The sequence below is a fragment of the Mycobacterium aquaticum genome, assembly GCF_002086485.1.
Lineage (GTDB): Bacteria > Actinomycetota > Actinomycetes > Mycobacteriales > Mycobacteriaceae > Mycobacterium > Mycobacterium aquaticum.
The window spans coordinates 271,587-286,683 of sequence record NZ_MVHF01000001.1; the positions used below are offsets into that span (position 1 = coordinate 271,587).

Genomic DNA, 15,097 nt, shown 5'->3' on the forward strand with positions numbered 1-15,097 from the left:
GGGTGGCGGGTTCGGCGGCGTGGTGCCGTGACCGCGTCGCCGTGAACCACCGGTCACGATGCGATGGTCAGCCTCTGATGAATCCCAGGTCGTCGGTGATCACCGTGTTCGGCCCGATCGGGAGTTGGTCGCCGCCCTGAGGCATCTTGATGAAGGACAGCTTGTCCTTGTGCGCCTTGCGGAGCAGGTCCTCGAAGGCCATCAGGGTCAGCTGCTCGCCGGGGCAGCGCCGATAGCCGAACCCGAACGGCGCGAATCCCGCATAGTCGCAGACCGGCAGCGGTCGGTTGTCGACGACCCCGAAGACCGTGCCGAAGCCGCTGTTGTGCATTGCTGCGTCGCGTCCGTCTTTGACAGCGAATGTTGTTGGGGGAAAAGGACAGTTGGCCAAGCCAATCTGACGGATGCGTGCCTCATCGACGTCGTTGCTGGTTGGGACTCCGGTGTAACGAGTCGGATCGAACTCGTCAGGATTCTTCCATTGGACGGGGTCATGGCTGGTGGAGGTGTGAGGGCTGACGATGTAACCACTGCGTTCGAAAGCGGGCGAGTTAGGTTCAGTCAGCGCCGAAATGCTCCCGCCGTTGGGTGAAATAGTGCGAAACAGCTCCATGGTGAACCGTTCGAGTGGGCTGAACGGAGGCGCACCCGCGCTATCGGGATTTGCCGACATGGTCTTCGTGAACCAGTCTTTGGCCTTGGCATCGCCGCCGTCGTCGGCAAGCTTGGCCATGATGTTGTACAGACTGTTGCCCCACTGACTGAATGCCACGAAGTTGTGGAAGCACTCGAACACCACGTCCTGGTGGTTGAAGTGTTCGCTCTCCTCACCGTTTTTCAGCCAGTACCACGCGAATGTCTGGTCGCGGTCGACGAGCTTGCCTGTGGTGATGTCGGCGAGCTTGCCGTCGATCCATTGTTTGAGGAAGTCGAGGTTCTTCCGGACGGTCATGTAGTTGTCGTAGACAACCTTCTGAGTCGGGTCCCGGAACGCCAGCACTGTGTTGAAGCTGGATCCGATCTGGCGGACCTGGTCGGGAATCTCGTGGCCGCTGACCCCGAGGTGCAAGTCCCAGTACAGGTCCCAGAAGGTATCGAGATAAATGTGCATCAGTGGCTTGTTTGCGTTGGCAGGTGCAAACAAGCCGTCCCAGAACCGCACGACCTTGCTGCGATACCTCGTGTCATACAGATCCGGGGTGACCGCCGACATGTAGATGCGCTTGCGCAGGTTGTCTGGCCCACGTTTGTCCAGCCCTTGCAGGAAGACTGTGACGCCCTGCTGAGGATCGGGCGCCCAGGTCTTGCTCAACAAGCCCCACAGATCGGTGGGCAGTGCATTCTCCTTGGACAACGCGAGGTCGATCATCGGCAAGACGGGTCGCTGCCCGTCATAGACGCTCACGAGGTGATTCGGAATGATGACGTGGTCGACGTAATCGGCGTCGAACTGGGCTGTGTACTGTGCCCGCAGCTGGGCCACCGCGCTGGCAGTGCCATCGGGATTCGGCATGGCGGCGTCTTCCGGTTTCGAACATGCCGCCAGCGTCTGGGTGGACAGAGCGGCCACGGCTCCTGCGCCGCCCGCGAGAAATGCTCGTCGTCTCAAGCTCATCGGTAGACCTTTCCTATCCGGCGAACGCCGCGGACTTGAGCCGCTCGAATTCGGATTTCGTGATGGTTCCCTCGTCGAAGAGCTTCTTGGCCTCAGCAATCTCCTGCACCGGCGAGCGCCCGGCGACCTCGCGGATGTAGTCCTCCGCCTGCCGCTTCTCGGAGGCTGCCTGGTTCACAGCGCGTTCGGCCATGCCTTTGCCGCGCACGATCAGATAGGCCAACGCGGTCAGGTACGGCAGAACCACCAGGGCCACAACCCAAATCGCCTTCACGATGCCCGACGTGGACCTGTCCCGCCAGAACAGGTCGACCAGGATGGTGAACAGGATCATGAGGTAAGCGATGACCGCGAAGATCACCAGGGTGGACCACAGAAAGTTCCAGAACGTGCTCAACACGCGGGGGCTCCTCATCACAGATGGGTTGTCCGACAGTCCAATTGACTGCACGGGTGACCACCCTATGCGGGCAGCCCCGCGGCAAACCGGCCGAAATGTCGATCCGGCCGTATTTGACCCCCGAACTGGGGTCAGGGATTACGGCTGGGCGTCTGCATCCGATTCGCGCGATATGAACCCGTCCTGCACCGCCATGGCGTAGAGCTCGGCTTTGGTGCGTACCTGGTGTCCGCCTTGTGCGTACTTGTCCCGCACCCGGTCGATGTATTGCTTTGCCGTGCTGCTGGCGACACCCATCCGACGCGCGACACTGTCCAATTTGAGGCCGCAGGCGTAGAGCCGAAGGGCCAGGAGTTCTTGATCGGAGAGCTTCGGGCGGTCCACGTTGTCGACCGCGATCGCCTGCGCCAGCATTGGGCTCATCCATTGCTCGCCGCGCAGCGCGGCGTCCACGGCGTCCGACAGATCGGCCACGCTGTCGGTTTTGGCGACCACCCCGACCGCGCCGGCCTGCAGCATGCGGCGCACGTGTCGCGCGCTGCCGAGCGCCGACACGATCAACACCGGAATTCCACGGGCGCGCATCTCGGTGACGAAGCCCGCGTCGGCCAGTCCGGCAGCACCGAGGTCGAGATCGAGCAGAATCAGCTCGATCGAAGGATCCGCCACGAATTCGGCCAAGGTACGCGCGGCTGTGACGTCGTGCCCGACATCCCGCATCGCGTGTGCCAGGGCGTCGCGTACCAGCAGGTGGTCATCGACAATCGCGATGTGTGCCACTGAACCACCTCACCTCGACCAGCCCAAGATCTGCGGTGACATTGATCTGCGTCCCCTGATCCTGTGAACGAACAGCGTAGCCGCGCAGCGAATGCGGCGGTGCGACGATGATGAGAGTTGGTTCGACTGCCGGGCCGAAGATACCGATCGACAGTTCGTCTCCCGCGGCACACCGGTCGATGACGGGCCGTACCGCAGTGACCGCGAATTCCGCGAACTGCTCCGTGATCACGCCCGGCTCGGCATGGACTCCGACCCGCACACCCGCGGTGCGCGCGGTGTCGATCGCCGTGACGAAGCGCTGTTTGATACCGGGGGCGACGACATCGGTGGTCAGACCGATCAGGGCTCGCAGATAACCTTCTTCCAGGCCCGCTGCCGTACGGATGTATGTGTCCCGGACTCGGGCCGGCCGGTCGGCTACCGCCTGCAGGATATCTTCGGAATGGCTCAGGGTGGCGTCGAAGCCGTCGTCGTTCAACGCCGACTCGACGGCCAGGCGTTCCTGTTCTTCGCGGCGCCGGATCTGCTCGGAATGCTGGGCCGCAACGATATTCGACAGCCTCAGCGTCTGACGACGCAGGATGTAGAACGCGCCGATCACCAGAAGGTCGGTGATGAACAGACCGAACGTCATCGCTCGGCACTCCGCGTGCACATCTCGTAGTGATGTCACTACCGCGACGACGGTCAGCAACACGGCAGGAAGAACCACCCTGGCCCGCCCGTCCATCAGGACGAGCACCGCGCAAATGGTCGCCACGGCGTCGCCGACCCACGCCAGGTGCGGATGCAGGCCACAGGCGCCGGGCGCAGCCTTGGTCGCGTTGTAGATCGCCGCCATCACCATGATGCCCAGATAGACTGCGATCGCCCTGCGGGCCGGGAGCCGCTGTGAGTCCGCGGCGCCCGTGATGATGAGGGCCAGTATCCCAGCGACCACCAGCCAGGTCGCCGTTGGTGCCAGCACGTTCGGCACAGTCCACGCGGAATCGAAGGACAGTGTCACTACGCTGACCGCTGCGAACTGCGCAAGCATCACCCCGGCGATGGCCGATGCCATCCTGGCCGCGGCCACTTCGAAAACGCCTGCGGAACCGTCGCGCAACGGCGCGATCCGCATTCGTACCGTGGTGCCTCGCCCTGGGTCGCTGGTCGCGTCGAACTCCGCCTGCGCGTCCTGGGCACGCGCCGACAAACTGCCTGTGAGTGGTCCGGTATCCAGCATGCCGGTGCCCCGGTCGGTCACGGTGACAGTGAACATGCTTGCGTCGTAGACCATCCAGGCTTCGCTGACCTCGGCGTGCTTGGCCACGTTGGTGACTGTCTCCTTCAGCGCGGAGACGATCTCACGGCGCCGCCACGACTCTTCGGAATCGAGGCGCGCGGCAAGGACTTCGACGTTGGCGCCGTGCAAGGTGATTCCGACCTCGGTGGCGTGCGTAAACACGTCACCCACCGCGGGGTCGATTGGGGTGGCACCGCACCTCAGCGCCGCGAGAAGGCGCGCATCCTCGGCGCACCGTTGCGCCACCAATGTGTCCGATGCTGCGATACGTGAGTTTGCTATCGCACCAAGGGTGTTGACAACTGTGTCGTGGATGATCCGGGCGCGCCGCCGCGATGCCTCACCCGCGAGTTCCTTGCGGCGCACGGTCCGATCAGCTGCGAGCCGGGTTCGAGCTTCGTCGTCGGCGGCTCGCGCGACACCTGTGAGTTCCCGCATCGCCAGGGCCAGTGCCGCTGCCACACCGACGGCGTACACCGGGATCTGCGCAGCCATGCTCCACAGTGCAGTGGTCGTTCGCGCGGCCGTCAGCAGCAGCGTTGCAGCACTCGCGAGACTGATGGCTGTAGTGGCAGCAATCGCCCGCCAGGTGGGCAGCAGAAGGGCCGCGGTCGCAGCGATGGTGAGCGAGATGTTTCTCGGCGCCACAGGTTCCGTGGCGCCTGCCGTCGTCGCCTCTACGGCGAGGATCACACCGATGAGTGACCAGGTGACCAGTACCAGCGGTGCGGGCACCTTACGCAGTACCGCGAGAAGCCATGTCACGGCATGTGCGGTGAACCCGACCCAGACCACGCCCCGATCCGCGGTGCCCGGCGTGCCGGCGTGGAAGATCGCGAACTGGACGATGGGAGCCACGCCCGCGAAGTACAGACCGGCCGTCGACAGGGCGCGTTGCACGCCCGTGGCGTAATCCCGGCTCACGGTCACCGACTCGACTCTAGGCACCGGCGGTGACCTTGATTGGCAAAGGGCGGCGCCGATATCTCGATTGTCCGCAGAATGGGGGACACCGCAGGTGACGGTTATCGAGCCGGGTCGTCGGCGACCTCGATCTCGCCGGCTTTCGCGGCTGCCCGCAACTGATAGAAATCCTCAAGTGATTTGTCGGCATAGGAGTACGACCATTCGATCAGCGCGGCACTGACCTTCTCGCCGTTGCCCACATAGCCGCGTAAGACCGACGCGTTCGCGCTCTGGGCGTGCGCGCGGGCCAGCGCCAGCGCGCAGGCGGACACGTAGTCTCCGAACGCGGTCACGGACATGCCTTCGGTTTCGATGGTGCCTTTCATGTCCTGGAATTGGCGTACATAGAAGTCGCGCCCGTCAGCGCGGGCCGTCCCCAGGAACACGTCGGACATCGCCTGGAGCACCCGCTGCCCGCTGACCACCCGTCTACCTTCGCCGCTTGCCTGCGCTGCGGCGAGCAACGGGCTCGGCTGCTGCACACCGCCGTATTGTTCAAGTACCGAGGTGCTTGCCTCCTTGACCTGCAGAATCAGAGGCTCGCCCGCGGGACCGGTCAGGATGACCAGATAGCAGCGGGTGCCGACGCTGCCGACGCCGACGATGCGCCGGGCCATGTCCGTGACGCGGAAGTGAGATAGCAGCAGCGCCACGTCGGCAGGCACGGTGGCCAGGTACTCCTGGAACGACTCGATGAGCGCGGTTTCCAGGTCGATGTCGAGGTGTTCCAGGACCGGCGGATCCTCACGCAGCTGTAACCCCCCGTCCGCGCCGGGCGCCATGATCCGTTCGAATACCCGCACCGATGTGCGCTTACGGGCCCGTCGTGCCGTGCGGTTGATGACCTTTTCCAGACACCCGGACACCTGGTGCCGGTAGCGTTCCGGCTCGAACCGAAGGTAGTACCGGTCCAGGACTGACATGTCCAAAATCGTTTGCAGGCCGTCCCGGTAGGCGATGATCGCCTGCCCGGCCAGGGTGCGGATCGATTTCTCGGGATAGCCGGCATGACGGCCGCCCACAATGGCGCTGGTGATGAGACGCTTGACATCCCATTCCGCCGGCGCGACCGCTGCCTCGTCGAAATCATTGAGGTCGAATATCAATTCGCGGTCCGGTGCCGCGTAGATGCCGAAGTTTGACAGATGTGCGTCGCCGCTGCACAGCACCTGGACACCGCTGGACGGGCTGGTGGCCAGATCGGCGGCCATTACCGCCGCGGTGCCGCGGTAGAAGGAGAACGGGTCGGTGAGCATCCGCGCGAACCGAAGTGGCACCAGCTCGGGCACGCGGTTGCGATTCTGCTCGCTGAGGATTTCCGTCGCGCTCCGGCTGCTGGGCACCAGCTGCGCCAGGCTTCGCCGCGGGGCCATCTTGCGCAGTGCACGTCCGCGCGCGACGTCCTGCTCGGCATCTTCGATATCGATGACCCGTTCGCGCAGTGACTGATTGGACATCACCGGAGCCTAGAGCAGTGATGTCGGGCCCGGCAGCAATCTGCGATCCTCGCGCTTCGTGTTGTCCCCCGAATAGGGGGCACAACTTTGGATCCGGCGACGCTGATTCGCAGTAGCCTCCGAAAACCGATCTCGCGGTGCAAAAGAAAACAAGGACAAGCCAGGCGGCAACGCTCCCAAATGCTTGGCGGCGTGAGCAGTTGAGCACCGGACAGACCCTGCGGCACGCTTGGTTTCGGCCAATCCTCATGGGCTGGGACACATTCGGGCCGATCGGCGTCGCGATGGACGTCATGCTCGGCCGCGTTGCGGGGCAGACTACGACGGAGAGTGGGCAATGTCCACATCATGCGGCGGGACACGACCGTCCAGGTCGGCGCCGTGTGCTGCCGCGCTTTTCAGCCCAGCAGGCGTGCCTTCTGGGCTGAAAACTCCGCCTCCGTCAGTACGCCGCTGTCGCGCAGGTTGCCCAGTCGCTCGAGTGCGGCGAGCAGGTCATCGGTTGCAGCCGCCGGTGGCGGTGGTGCTGCCGCCGGGCCGGCCGACGGCACAGCATGCTCGGCGGCGACGGGCTGTATCGCGGCGGCCCAGCGTTGTTGTTGTCGCCGCTGGACCCGGCCGTGTACTGAGCTGGCCACAGCAGCGCGAGCGGCGGTTTTCAGCAGGCCCATGACTATTCTCCTAGCAGTGCAGCGTCGATGTCATCGACGTCGACGGGTCCTTCGGACAGGATTGTGGCACCTGCGCTTTCCCAGGCCTCGATGACGTGCAGGATGGAGAGCTCCTCGTATACCAGCACTGCGGCAGTCATCCCCGGTGTCAGATCGGCCGTGGCAGTGTCGAGGTCATCGCGATCCAGCAGTCCCGAATTCGCACCCTCCAAGACCGCAAATCGGGATCCGAATTGCGATGCAGGCACCGAGCTGACGACACCGTCGGCCTTGGTGATGAATTCCAAGTCCAGCACCCGGATCCGGTCGTGGTCGACCAGGTCCAACAAGCGATCGAACCCGGCGGCCACCGACGAGCTGTCGGAGAACTCCACGATTACGTAATCGACTGGACCGAAATGATCTTCATGCACGGGCCCACTCCCTTCCCTCTGGGCGCCGGGGCCGTTCGTCTGGCGAAATATACCGGTATCCGAGGGTGCGGCATAGGGCTATCTGCCGCAATTCTTGGTATCCGGTGTCCCCCGAAGAGGGGTCGCTACTCCAGTTTGGAAGACGTGAATTCACCGCACAGTTCGATCGAACTCGTTCGGAGAATAGCGAACCGGAGAATGTCATGACGGTGTCCCGCTGAGCGGAACGGATCGGCGCGTCGGGGACTTGTGCGCTCTACAATGCCCACTCTGGAGCACGCGCCGCTGAGGCCGTCGAGACCGGCTGGAAGGTCCCGTGTTTCAGGTATGAATCCGGGTGACTCCGCTGCCACTTTGGTAAGGCCCGTATTTGCAGTTGCCTTCAGCCTTTGGAGCGCGCCGAGCCAGGCCTTTGTGCGATCATCAGCATCGGCAGCACGAGAGTGGCTACCGCAGTGGCCAGCCAGACCACTACCGTCGCCGAGACCCACGAACCAAGCCCCCTGATGGTCAGCCCGTGGGTAAGGGTCGACGCCAGGAACAGAGCGATCAGTGTCGATACCAGTCCGATGCCGCCCAGGAATGCCGAAGCGTAGCGCGAGGCCATCTTCGCGATGAATGGCGACAGGATTGCCTGAGCGACCGCGAATATCACCACGGCGACGACGAATCCCGAGATCGACACGGACACACCGGGAACCAGCCAAGCCGCCACCAATAACCCGACCGCCGCCGATCCCAGAAAGACTGCAGTCCGCAACAAAAGTCGCACCATGGCGATCATCGTATATTTCGATTGTGGACAGGTTCATCAGATCGCTTTGAATAGGGCTGAATGTGCCTGGTCGGCGGTCGGAATGAGTGCACACCCCACGCCGACACCGGCTGCGGGGCTGTGTGCCGCCGTAGGTTCCGGTTCAAATTTGCGCGCGGACCGTCATACTGACATTCGTGACGCCAAGAAAAGTGCGTGGCACGTCACCCAAGCAGCAGTGGCTGACGCCCAGGCAGCAGCGCGCCTGGGTCGCCTTCATGCGGGTGCAGCTGCGGATGAGCTACGAGATGAACCGCCAGTTGCAGGCGGATTCAGGTCTCTCGCTGTCCGACTACGACGTGCTCGTCGCGTTGAGCGGTGACCGCGACGAGGGCATGCGCATCAGTGATCTGGCCGCGCAGATCGGCTGGGAACGCAGCCGACTGTCACACCAGTTGCGGCGCATGGAAGAACGTGGCCTGACCGAACGGCGCACGGGCGCCGGGGACGGTCGCACGACGAACGTCGTGCTCACCCCGAACGGGCGGCGGGCCATCGAGGACGCGGCTCCCGGCCATGTCGACCTCGTACGCAGCCTGTTCTTCGAACCGCTGCCCGAGAGCCTGCTCACACCGTTCACCGCCGCGTTGGAGCACATCGAGGTCCACCTCAATCACAACAGCTCACTCCCGCCTGCACCGAGCTAGTATTTAGGTGAAGTATCACCTAAATTAGGGAGGGCGAGTCAATGAGTGACGAGATCACCGGCCTGATGGAGGCCAACCTGCTGGCCGTGTTCAACGAGCGTGACCCGGGGCGCCGCGCCGAGGCGATCGCAACGACCTACGCGGACGATGTGCGGTGGACCGATGACGAAGGTGTCGCCACGGGCCATGTCGAACTGAATGCCAAAGCGGCCGAGCTGCAGGCAAAATTGCCCGGACTGCACTTTGTCAAAGCGGGTGTGGTTCGGCAAACACGCGGTCTGGGGTTCCTGGCCTGGGAGGTGCGCACCCCAGACGACACCACTGTGGCGTCTGGCTTCGACGTGGCCGAGATATCCGATGGCCGCATCCACCGATTGTGGACGGTGCTGAACTCGCCGGAATAGGTGATCTATCACCGAGGTTATAGCGCGCGCAACGCCGAAACTCGCAAAACAGAAGGAGCCCAATCGTGGGACAACTAGAAGGCAAGACAGCACTCGTCACGGGTGGCACCTCGGGCATCGGCCTGGCTACCGCGAGGCGCCTGGCCGAGGAAGGCGCCTACGTCTTCATCACCGGCCGGGACCGGACTCGCCTCGACGAGGCGGCTGCCTCGATCGGCGCCCACGGCGTGCAGAGCGATATCAGCAAGCCCGAAGAGCTCGACATCTTGGCAGCCGAAATCGCCAAGCGCGGCAAAGGGCTCGACGTCGTCTTCGCGAACGCGGGAGGCGGCGATTTCGCGGCACTCGCCGACGTGACCCCGAAGCACTACCGGGACAACTTCGATCGCAACGTGGCCGGCACCGTGTTCACCGTGCAGAAGACGTTGCCGCTGCTCAACGAAGGCGCGTCGATCATCCTCGCCGGGTCCACGGCGGCAACCAAGGGCATACCCGCGTTCGGCCTCTACGCGGCGTCCAAGGCCGCCATCCGGTCCCTCGGCCGCACATGGGCCGCAGAACTGGCCGACCGCCGGATCCGGGTGAACACCGTCATCCCAGGTCCGATCGAAACCCCGGGACTCACCGACTTGGTGCCTGCCGACCAGAAGCAGGGCTTGCTTGACGGTTTCGCTGCACAGGTGCCGATGAAGCGGCTGGGGCACCCCGAGGAGATCGCCTCCGCGGTGCTGTTCCTGGCCTCGGACGAGAGCAGCTTCATGACCGGTGCGGAGCTGGCCGTCGACGGCGGGCAGATTCAGATCTGACTTCACCGGCGCGGCTATGTGCCAACACAGTTCGATGGCGAGGATTTATGTCCAGATATAGGGCCGGTTGGGCTGCCGCTGGATAGAATCGCGTGATGACCAGCGTTGCCTGCCGCGCGCATCGTCGTGCCGGCGGGCGACGCACCCCAAGTCGAGGGACCCTGACGATCGCGGGGCCAGGCCGATCATGACGGCTGATGTGCCTCGTCCGATCAGCAAGCCCACTGCTGTGCCCGGCAGTGTCAGCGTCCGCGACGTGGTCGAGCTGCGGCATCTCCAGGCGACATTGCTTGCGGGTGAGGCGGGGCTCGACCGCCGTGTGTCATGGGCGCATGTGTGTGACGCCTTCGACCCATGGAACTGGCTCGACCCCGGCGATCTTGTGCTGACCTGCGGGTACATCGTTCCGAAAGATGCGTCGGCGCAGGTGCAGTTCGTGGAGAGCATGGTTGCGGCCGGCCTGAGCGGCATCGTGATCGGCGAGGACGATCGGTGTCCGCACCTGTCGGACGAGATGCTCACGACTGCCGACCGGGCGGGGTTCCCGGTGATCCATGGCGCGCACGCCGTCGGCTTCGCGCAGTACGTACGGTTCGTTGCCGCCGCCAATGCCCGCGGCGAGGACCAGTCGTTCACTCAGATCGCCCGGGTGAACGGCGAGGTGATGGCGAGCCTTCGCGAGACGCTCGTCGGCACCGAATTCGTCGAGCGTCTCAGCCGGGTGGTGAGTTGCCGGCTGCACGTCGTCGACCCGGAGATGTGGGATCCGTTGATACGCGGCGGAGAAGCTCCCGACCGTGCGTGGAAGGCTGCCTACGATGCCGAGGTCCACCGCTCATCGGGGCGTGCGCCATTCGTGATGAACCTGGCTGTCGGCGATCGGACAGCGCTGACAATGCCCATCGTCAGCGAACGCTCGGCGTGCCTGATCGCCTTCCCGGAAGGTGATTCGAGGCCGCGGCTTGCGGTCCTGCAACAGGTCGCCGCCGCGTGCGCACTGGAGATCGGGCGCGTCGACGCAGCCGTGGAACGATCCCGCCGCGCGGGCGCCGGCCTGCTGAACGACACCCTGAACGCCCGGCTCGAGCCTGCGGTCCTGACTGCGCTGTTCCGCGAGCGGCGCCTCCAGGGGGACCTGCGCGCGCTGGCGATCGACGGTCGACCAGCCGCGATCGAGAGACTCGCGCGCCGCTGGCTGATCCGGGGAATCCCGTTCCTGCTCGGTGAAATCGGCCAGGTCGCCGTCGCGGTGGTCCGGTCCGTCGATGTCCCGCAGGTGGATCTTGCCGAGCGCACCACCTTGGAACGGTGGCGGGCTGGGCTGAGCGACGCGTTCGCGGGCCCCGGCAACCTCGGCGATGCCGTGCGCCAGGCGCGGTGGGCGCTGGAGACCATCAGTCCGAACGATTCGGCGCTGGCACTCTACGGCGACAGCAGCCCGTCCTTCCTCCCGCGCACACTCTCCGAATCCAAGCTGGCGGCCGACCGCGTGCTGGGCCCGCTCATCGAGTACGACCGCGAGCAGGGCACCGATCTGATCAAGACACTGCGGGCATACCTGGAGTGCGACCGTTCGCCCACCCGGGCCAGCGAACTGCTCTTCATCCATACGCAGACCGTCAACTACCGCATCACCCGGATACAAGAGCTGACGGGCCGTTCGATGCGCTCCACCGGCGACGTCAGCGAACTCTGGTTCGCGCTACGGGCGCTCGCGTTGGCTCAGACCACCTGACCGCTCGAACGGGCACATGTTTGTCGGTATAAGCCGTGCCCCACAGGTCATTTCGCGACACAGTGGGCAGTGGCGCCGGCGGTTGGCAGACTGCGACCGACGACCAAGAGGAGAAGGATCAGGTATGGGTACGTTCGAAGGACGCAGTGTGATCGTCACCGGGATCGCCTCCGGTCTCGGGAGCGCATTGGCGCGCGAGTTCGCAGCCGAGGGTGCGAATGTCCTCGGCTGCGACATCAACGACGAGGCCGGTGCGGAAGTGATGGACGGCATCGGTATCTACCGCCGGACCGACGTCTCCAAGGAGCATGAGGTCGAGGCGCTCGTCGACGATGCAGTACAGCGGTTCGGCCGCCTCGACGTCATGGTCAACAATGCCGCGATCCAGGTCGAGCAGGAGCTGGCCGCGACCACCGAGGAGCAGCTCGATCGCGTGCTCGCGGTCAACCTGAAGGGCCCGTTCTTCGGTTGTAAGCATGCGATCCGCGCGATGCGTGGCTCGGGCGGTGGTGCGATCGTCAACATCTCCTCGGTTCTGGCCGTCGCAGGTGACCCCATGCTCGCCGCCTACGGCGCGGCGAAAGGCGGTGTGCTCGCCCTGACCAAATCGGCTGCTGTGAAGTACGGCCGGGACGGCATCCGGTGCAACACCGTCTTGCCCGGGGACATGCAGACCGAGATGGTCGAGGCCTACTTCGCCGCGGCCGAGGACCCCGCCGCCCTGCGCGCTCAGGCTGAAGGGGAGTACCCGCTCGGCCGGATCGGCCAGCCGCGTGAGGTCGCCCGAGCGGTCCTGTTCCTTGCGTCCGACGACGCGAGTTTCGTTACCGGTGAAGCGCTCGTCGTTGACGGTGGCCTGCTGGCCGAGTGCTACTGACCGACGTGCCGGCCCACCCACGAAGGAAGATTCCCATGCAGAAGCTCGGCATCGTCCACACCGTCTCCCAGCTCGCACCGATGTTCGCCGACCTCGCCGCGGAGTTGCTCCCCGGGGTACAGCCGATCGTCATCGCCGACGAGCTCCTGCTCAAGCAGGCGGTCCGAGACGGTGCGGTTGACGACGTGACGCGCGAGCGGCTTCGTGGCCACGTTGCCGCGCTGGCCGACTTCGGTGTCGAAGCGGTACTCGTAACATGCTCGTCGGTGGGCGCGGTGGTGGATGAGATCGCCTCGGGGACAAACATTCCCGTGCATCGGGTCGACCGCGCCATGGCCGAGCGTGCCGTGGAGCTCGGAACCACCATCGGTGTGCTGGCCACGTTGCCGACGACGCTTGTGCCGACGACAGATCTCGTAGCAGCCGCCGCCCACGAGGCCGGCCGCACCGGCGTCGAGGTCGTCTCGCGGTTGTGTGATGGTGCGTTCGCCGCGCTGGAACGCGGTGACCGGGCGCGACACGACGCGATTGTCGCCGAGGAACTCGACCGTTTGGCGGCCGCGGTCGATGTGGTCGTGCTCGCGCAGGCCTCGATGGCGCGGATCGCCGCTGCCCGGCCCACGGGTGGCACTCACGTGCTGTCGAGCCCGCGACTCGCGATGGAGCGGGTCGCTTATATGGGGCGATAAGAAGCCGGCCGAGGTTGGTGCACTGCGCTAATGGTGAAGGTGGACAGAAAGACCCACGATGGTTGACGTGGAACGTGAATGGGAGCCCCGAATCCTCGGTCTCGGAGGTACGACCCGACAGGGTTCGTCGTCGGAACGTGCGCTGCGCGCCGCTCTGGACCTTGCCGAGCGTGCCGGCGCGCACACCGACATCCTGTTGGCCGATGATCTGGAATTCCGGGCATACGCACCCGAGCGGGGCACGCTGGAACCGCGGGCCGGTCGCCTGCTGGATCTGGTCCGCCGTGCAGACGGGTTGATCATCGCCAGTCCGGGTTTCCATGGCGGCCCTTCAGGGCTCATCAAGAACGCGCTGGACCATCTGGAGGAGTTGCGCGACGACGAACGCCCCTACCTCGATGGTCGCGCGATCGGCTGCATCGTCTGCGCGGCCGGTTGGCAGGCAACCACGACCACACTGGCGGCGCTGAGGCAGACCGCGCACGCCTTGCGCGGCTGGCCGACGCCCCTGGGCGTCACGATCAATTCGACCCCGGTCGGCGACGCGGATCCGATCGTGGCAGCTGCGCCGCAGCTTGGCATGCTCGTCGATCAGGTTGTCGGACTGGCTCGTTGGCGGCGGGCGGCGACTGTTATCGAGGTCGCGTCGTGACGGGACCCTCGAACGCTCCGCAGACCACCGCGGGTGTTCCCGCGTCGGTCGTCGGGCACGGGCTGCGCACCGTGGTCGAGGGCTTGCAGCATCCAGAGGGAGTGTGTTGGTCTCCGACCGAGCAGGTGCTCTACGCGGGCGGCGAGGGTGGCCAGTTGTACCGATTCGGGCTCGAGGGCGGGACCTTCGAGACGGTATGCACGGTGCCAGGAGGCTCCATGCTCGGCCTGGCGCTCGACGGCGCGGGTGCGGTGTACGTGTGCGACGTCGGCAACGGGTGCGTCCAGAAGATCGCGCCGGACCGCCGCATCGAGCAGTACGGTGCCGCCATCGGCTACCCGAACTACCCGGTCTTCGACAGCGACGGCCGGCTGTGGGTCTCGGACTCCGGTCAATGGGGTCAAGCGACAGGCCGGATCGTACGGATCGATCCCGACGGCGCGACCGAACAGGTGCTGGGCGGCCTGCATTTCGCGAACGGACTTGCGCTGCACGGTGACTGGCTGTACATCGTCGAGTCGACCTGGCCGCGGATCGTACGGGTCCCGCTGTCCGGCGGTGAGCCGGAGCCGGTCGTGGTACTGGACCGGGTGGTCCCCGACGGCATCGCCTTCGACGCCACCGGCGGTCTGTGGATCGGTTGCTGGCAGCCCAACCGCGTATACCGCCTCGATCCGAACGGGACGCTCGACATCGTCGTCGACGACTGGTCGGGCGTGTACGCGCCGACTCCGACGAACCTTGCGTTCGCCGGGCCCGAGCTCGACGTCCTGGCGCTTGCGTCGCTCGGCACGCTGGTCGTGACCGCCTGCGACCCCGGGGTCCGTGGGGCGCCGCTGCACCTGCCCTTGGCCTGAGCTGACCAGGACTGTGTTCAAGAACG

16 protein-coding genes are annotated in these 15,097 nt (G+C 65.1%); 8 read left to right on the forward strand and 8 right to left on the reverse strand.

Annotated elements, in window-relative coordinates:
* Window positions 1-67 precede the first annotated feature (67 nt).
* From BST13_RS01160 to BST13_RS01195, 8 genes are all read right to left on the reverse strand, one after another.
* Window positions 68-1,615 (reverse strand): hypothetical protein, encoded by a 1,548-nt coding sequence (locus tag BST13_RS01160; protein ID WP_245839232.1) that lies wholly within the window; start codon window positions 1,613-1,615, stop codon window positions 68-70.
* A 13-nt stretch (window positions 1,616-1,628) separates the two neighbouring features.
* Window positions 1,629-2,015 carry an SHOCT domain-containing protein gene (locus BST13_RS01165; RefSeq protein ID WP_095533361.1) on the reverse strand — a complete coding sequence of 129 codons (387 nt, stop codon included), beginning with the start codon at window positions 2,013-2,015 and terminating at the stop codon, window positions 1,629-1,631.
* Window positions 2,016-2,153: 138 nt separating this feature from the next.
* Window positions 2,154-2,795: a response regulator gene (locus BST13_RS01170; RefSeq protein WP_245839234.1), complete on the reverse strand. Its 642-nt coding sequence runs from the start codon at window positions 2,793-2,795 to the stop codon at window positions 2,154-2,156.
* Window positions 2,770-5,013 (reverse strand): hypothetical protein, encoded by a 2,244-nt coding sequence (locus tag BST13_RS01175; protein ID WP_083159762.1) that lies wholly within the window; start codon window positions 5,011-5,013, stop codon window positions 2,770-2,772. Before BST13_RS01175 ends, BST13_RS01170 begins: the two co-directional genes overlap by 26 nt.
* 95 nt (window positions 5,014-5,108) lie before the next feature.
* The gene (locus BST13_RS01180) at window positions 5,109-6,506 is read right to left on the reverse strand and encodes a DUF2252 domain-containing protein (protein ID WP_083159764.1); all 1,398 of its coding nucleotides are present in this window, start codon (window positions 6,504-6,506) and stop codon (window positions 5,109-5,111) included.
* A gap of 398 nt (window positions 6,507-6,904) precedes the next feature.
* Window positions 6,905-7,177 (reverse strand): SHOCT domain-containing protein, encoded by a 273-nt coding sequence (locus BST13_RS01185; RefSeq protein ID WP_083159766.1) that lies wholly within the window; start codon window positions 7,175-7,177, stop codon window positions 6,905-6,907.
* A gap of 2 nt (window positions 7,178-7,179) precedes the next feature.
* Window positions 7,180-7,590 carry a DUF6325 family protein gene (locus BST13_RS01190; RefSeq protein ID WP_083159768.1) on the reverse strand — a complete coding sequence of 137 codons (411 nt, stop codon included), beginning with the start codon at window positions 7,588-7,590 and terminating at the stop codon, window positions 7,180-7,182.
* Window positions 7,591-7,972: 382 nt separating this feature from the next.
* Window positions 7,973-8,365 (reverse strand): phage holin family protein, encoded by a 393-nt coding sequence (locus BST13_RS01195; protein ID WP_083160060.1) that lies wholly within the window; start codon window positions 8,363-8,365, stop codon window positions 7,973-7,975.
* A gap of 176 nt (window positions 8,366-8,541) precedes the next feature.
* Between BST13_RS01195 and BST13_RS01200 the strand changes: the two genes are divergently transcribed.
* The 8 genes from BST13_RS01200 to BST13_RS01235 all read left to right on the forward strand — a co-directional run bounded on the left by BST13_RS01200 (window position 8,542) and on the right by BST13_RS01235 (window position 15,071).
* Entirely contained in the window at window positions 8,542-9,051 is a 510-nt protein-coding gene (locus BST13_RS01200; RefSeq protein WP_245839236.1) for a MarR family winged helix-turn-helix transcriptional regulator, read from the forward strand.
* Window positions 9,052-9,092: 41 nt separating this feature from the next.
* A complete protein-coding gene (locus BST13_RS01205) occupies window positions 9,093-9,455 on the forward strand; it encodes a nuclear transport factor 2 family protein (RefSeq protein ID WP_245839238.1) in 363 nt (120 codons plus the stop codon).
* 65 nt (window positions 9,456-9,520) lie between these two features.
* Window positions 9,521-10,261: an SDR family NAD(P)-dependent oxidoreductase gene (locus BST13_RS01210; RefSeq protein WP_083159770.1), complete on the forward strand. Its 741-nt coding sequence runs from the start codon at window positions 9,521-9,523 to the stop codon at window positions 10,259-10,261.
* Between the two features lie 187 nt (window positions 10,262-10,448).
* Window positions 10,449-11,996, forward strand: a complete 1,548-nt coding sequence (locus BST13_RS01215; RefSeq protein ID WP_083159772.1) for a PucR family transcriptional regulator — start codon at window positions 10,449-10,451, stop codon at window positions 11,994-11,996.
* A gap of 124 nt (window positions 11,997-12,120) precedes the next feature.
* Complete coding sequence (locus tag BST13_RS01220; protein WP_158087074.1) at window positions 12,121-12,873, forward strand: SDR family NAD(P)-dependent oxidoreductase; 753 nt, start codon at window positions 12,121-12,123, stop codon at window positions 12,871-12,873.
* 35 nt (window positions 12,874-12,908) lie between these two features.
* Window positions 12,909-13,562, forward strand: coding sequence for an aspartate/glutamate racemase family protein (locus BST13_RS01225; RefSeq protein ID WP_083159776.1), 654 nt, complete (start codon window positions 12,909-12,911; stop codon window positions 13,560-13,562).
* A 67-nt stretch (window positions 13,563-13,629) separates the two neighbouring features.
* Complete coding sequence (locus BST13_RS01230; RefSeq protein ID WP_245839240.1) at window positions 13,630-14,214, forward strand: NADPH-dependent FMN reductase; 585 nt, start codon at window positions 13,630-13,632, stop codon at window positions 14,212-14,214.
* The gene (locus BST13_RS01235) at window positions 14,211-15,071 is read left to right on the forward strand and encodes an SMP-30/gluconolactonase/LRE family protein (RefSeq protein ID WP_083159781.1); all 861 of its coding nucleotides are present in this window, start codon (window positions 14,211-14,213) and stop codon (window positions 15,069-15,071) included. Before BST13_RS01230 ends, BST13_RS01235 begins: the two co-directional genes overlap by 4 nt.
* Window positions 15,072-15,097: the final 26 nt, after the last annotated feature.

Bases quoted from the DNA above. Each gene is read 5' to 3' on its own strand.
- BST13_RS01160 (WP_245839232.1), bottom strand. From the start codon at position 1,615: ATGAGCTTGAGACGACGAGCATTTCTCGCGGGCGGCGCAGGAGCCGTG.
- BST13_RS01180 (WP_083159764.1), bottom strand. From the start codon at position 6,506: ATGTCCAATCAGTCACTGCGCGAACGGGTCATCGATATCGAAGATGCC.
- BST13_RS01185 (WP_083159766.1), bottom strand. From the start codon at position 7,177: ATGGGCCTGCTGAAAACCGCCGCTCGCGCTGCTGTGGCCAGCTCAGTA.
- BST13_RS01195 (WP_083160060.1), bottom strand. From the start codon at position 8,365: ATGGTGCGACTTTTGTTGCGGACTGCAGTCTTTCTGGGATCGGCGGCG.
- BST13_RS01205 (WP_245839238.1), top strand. From the start codon at position 9,093: ATGAGTGACGAGATCACCGGCCTGATGGAGGCCAACCTGCTGGCCGTG.
- BST13_RS01215 (WP_083159772.1), top strand. From the start codon at position 10,449: ATGACGGCTGATGTGCCTCGTCCGATCAGCAAGCCCACTGCTGTGCCC.
- BST13_RS01220 (WP_158087074.1), top strand. From the start codon at position 12,121: ATGGGTACGTTCGAAGGACGCAGTGTGATCGTCACCGGGATCGCCTCC.
- BST13_RS01225 (WP_083159776.1), top strand. From the start codon at position 12,909: ATGCAGAAGCTCGGCATCGTCCACACCGTCTCCCAGCTCGCACCGATG.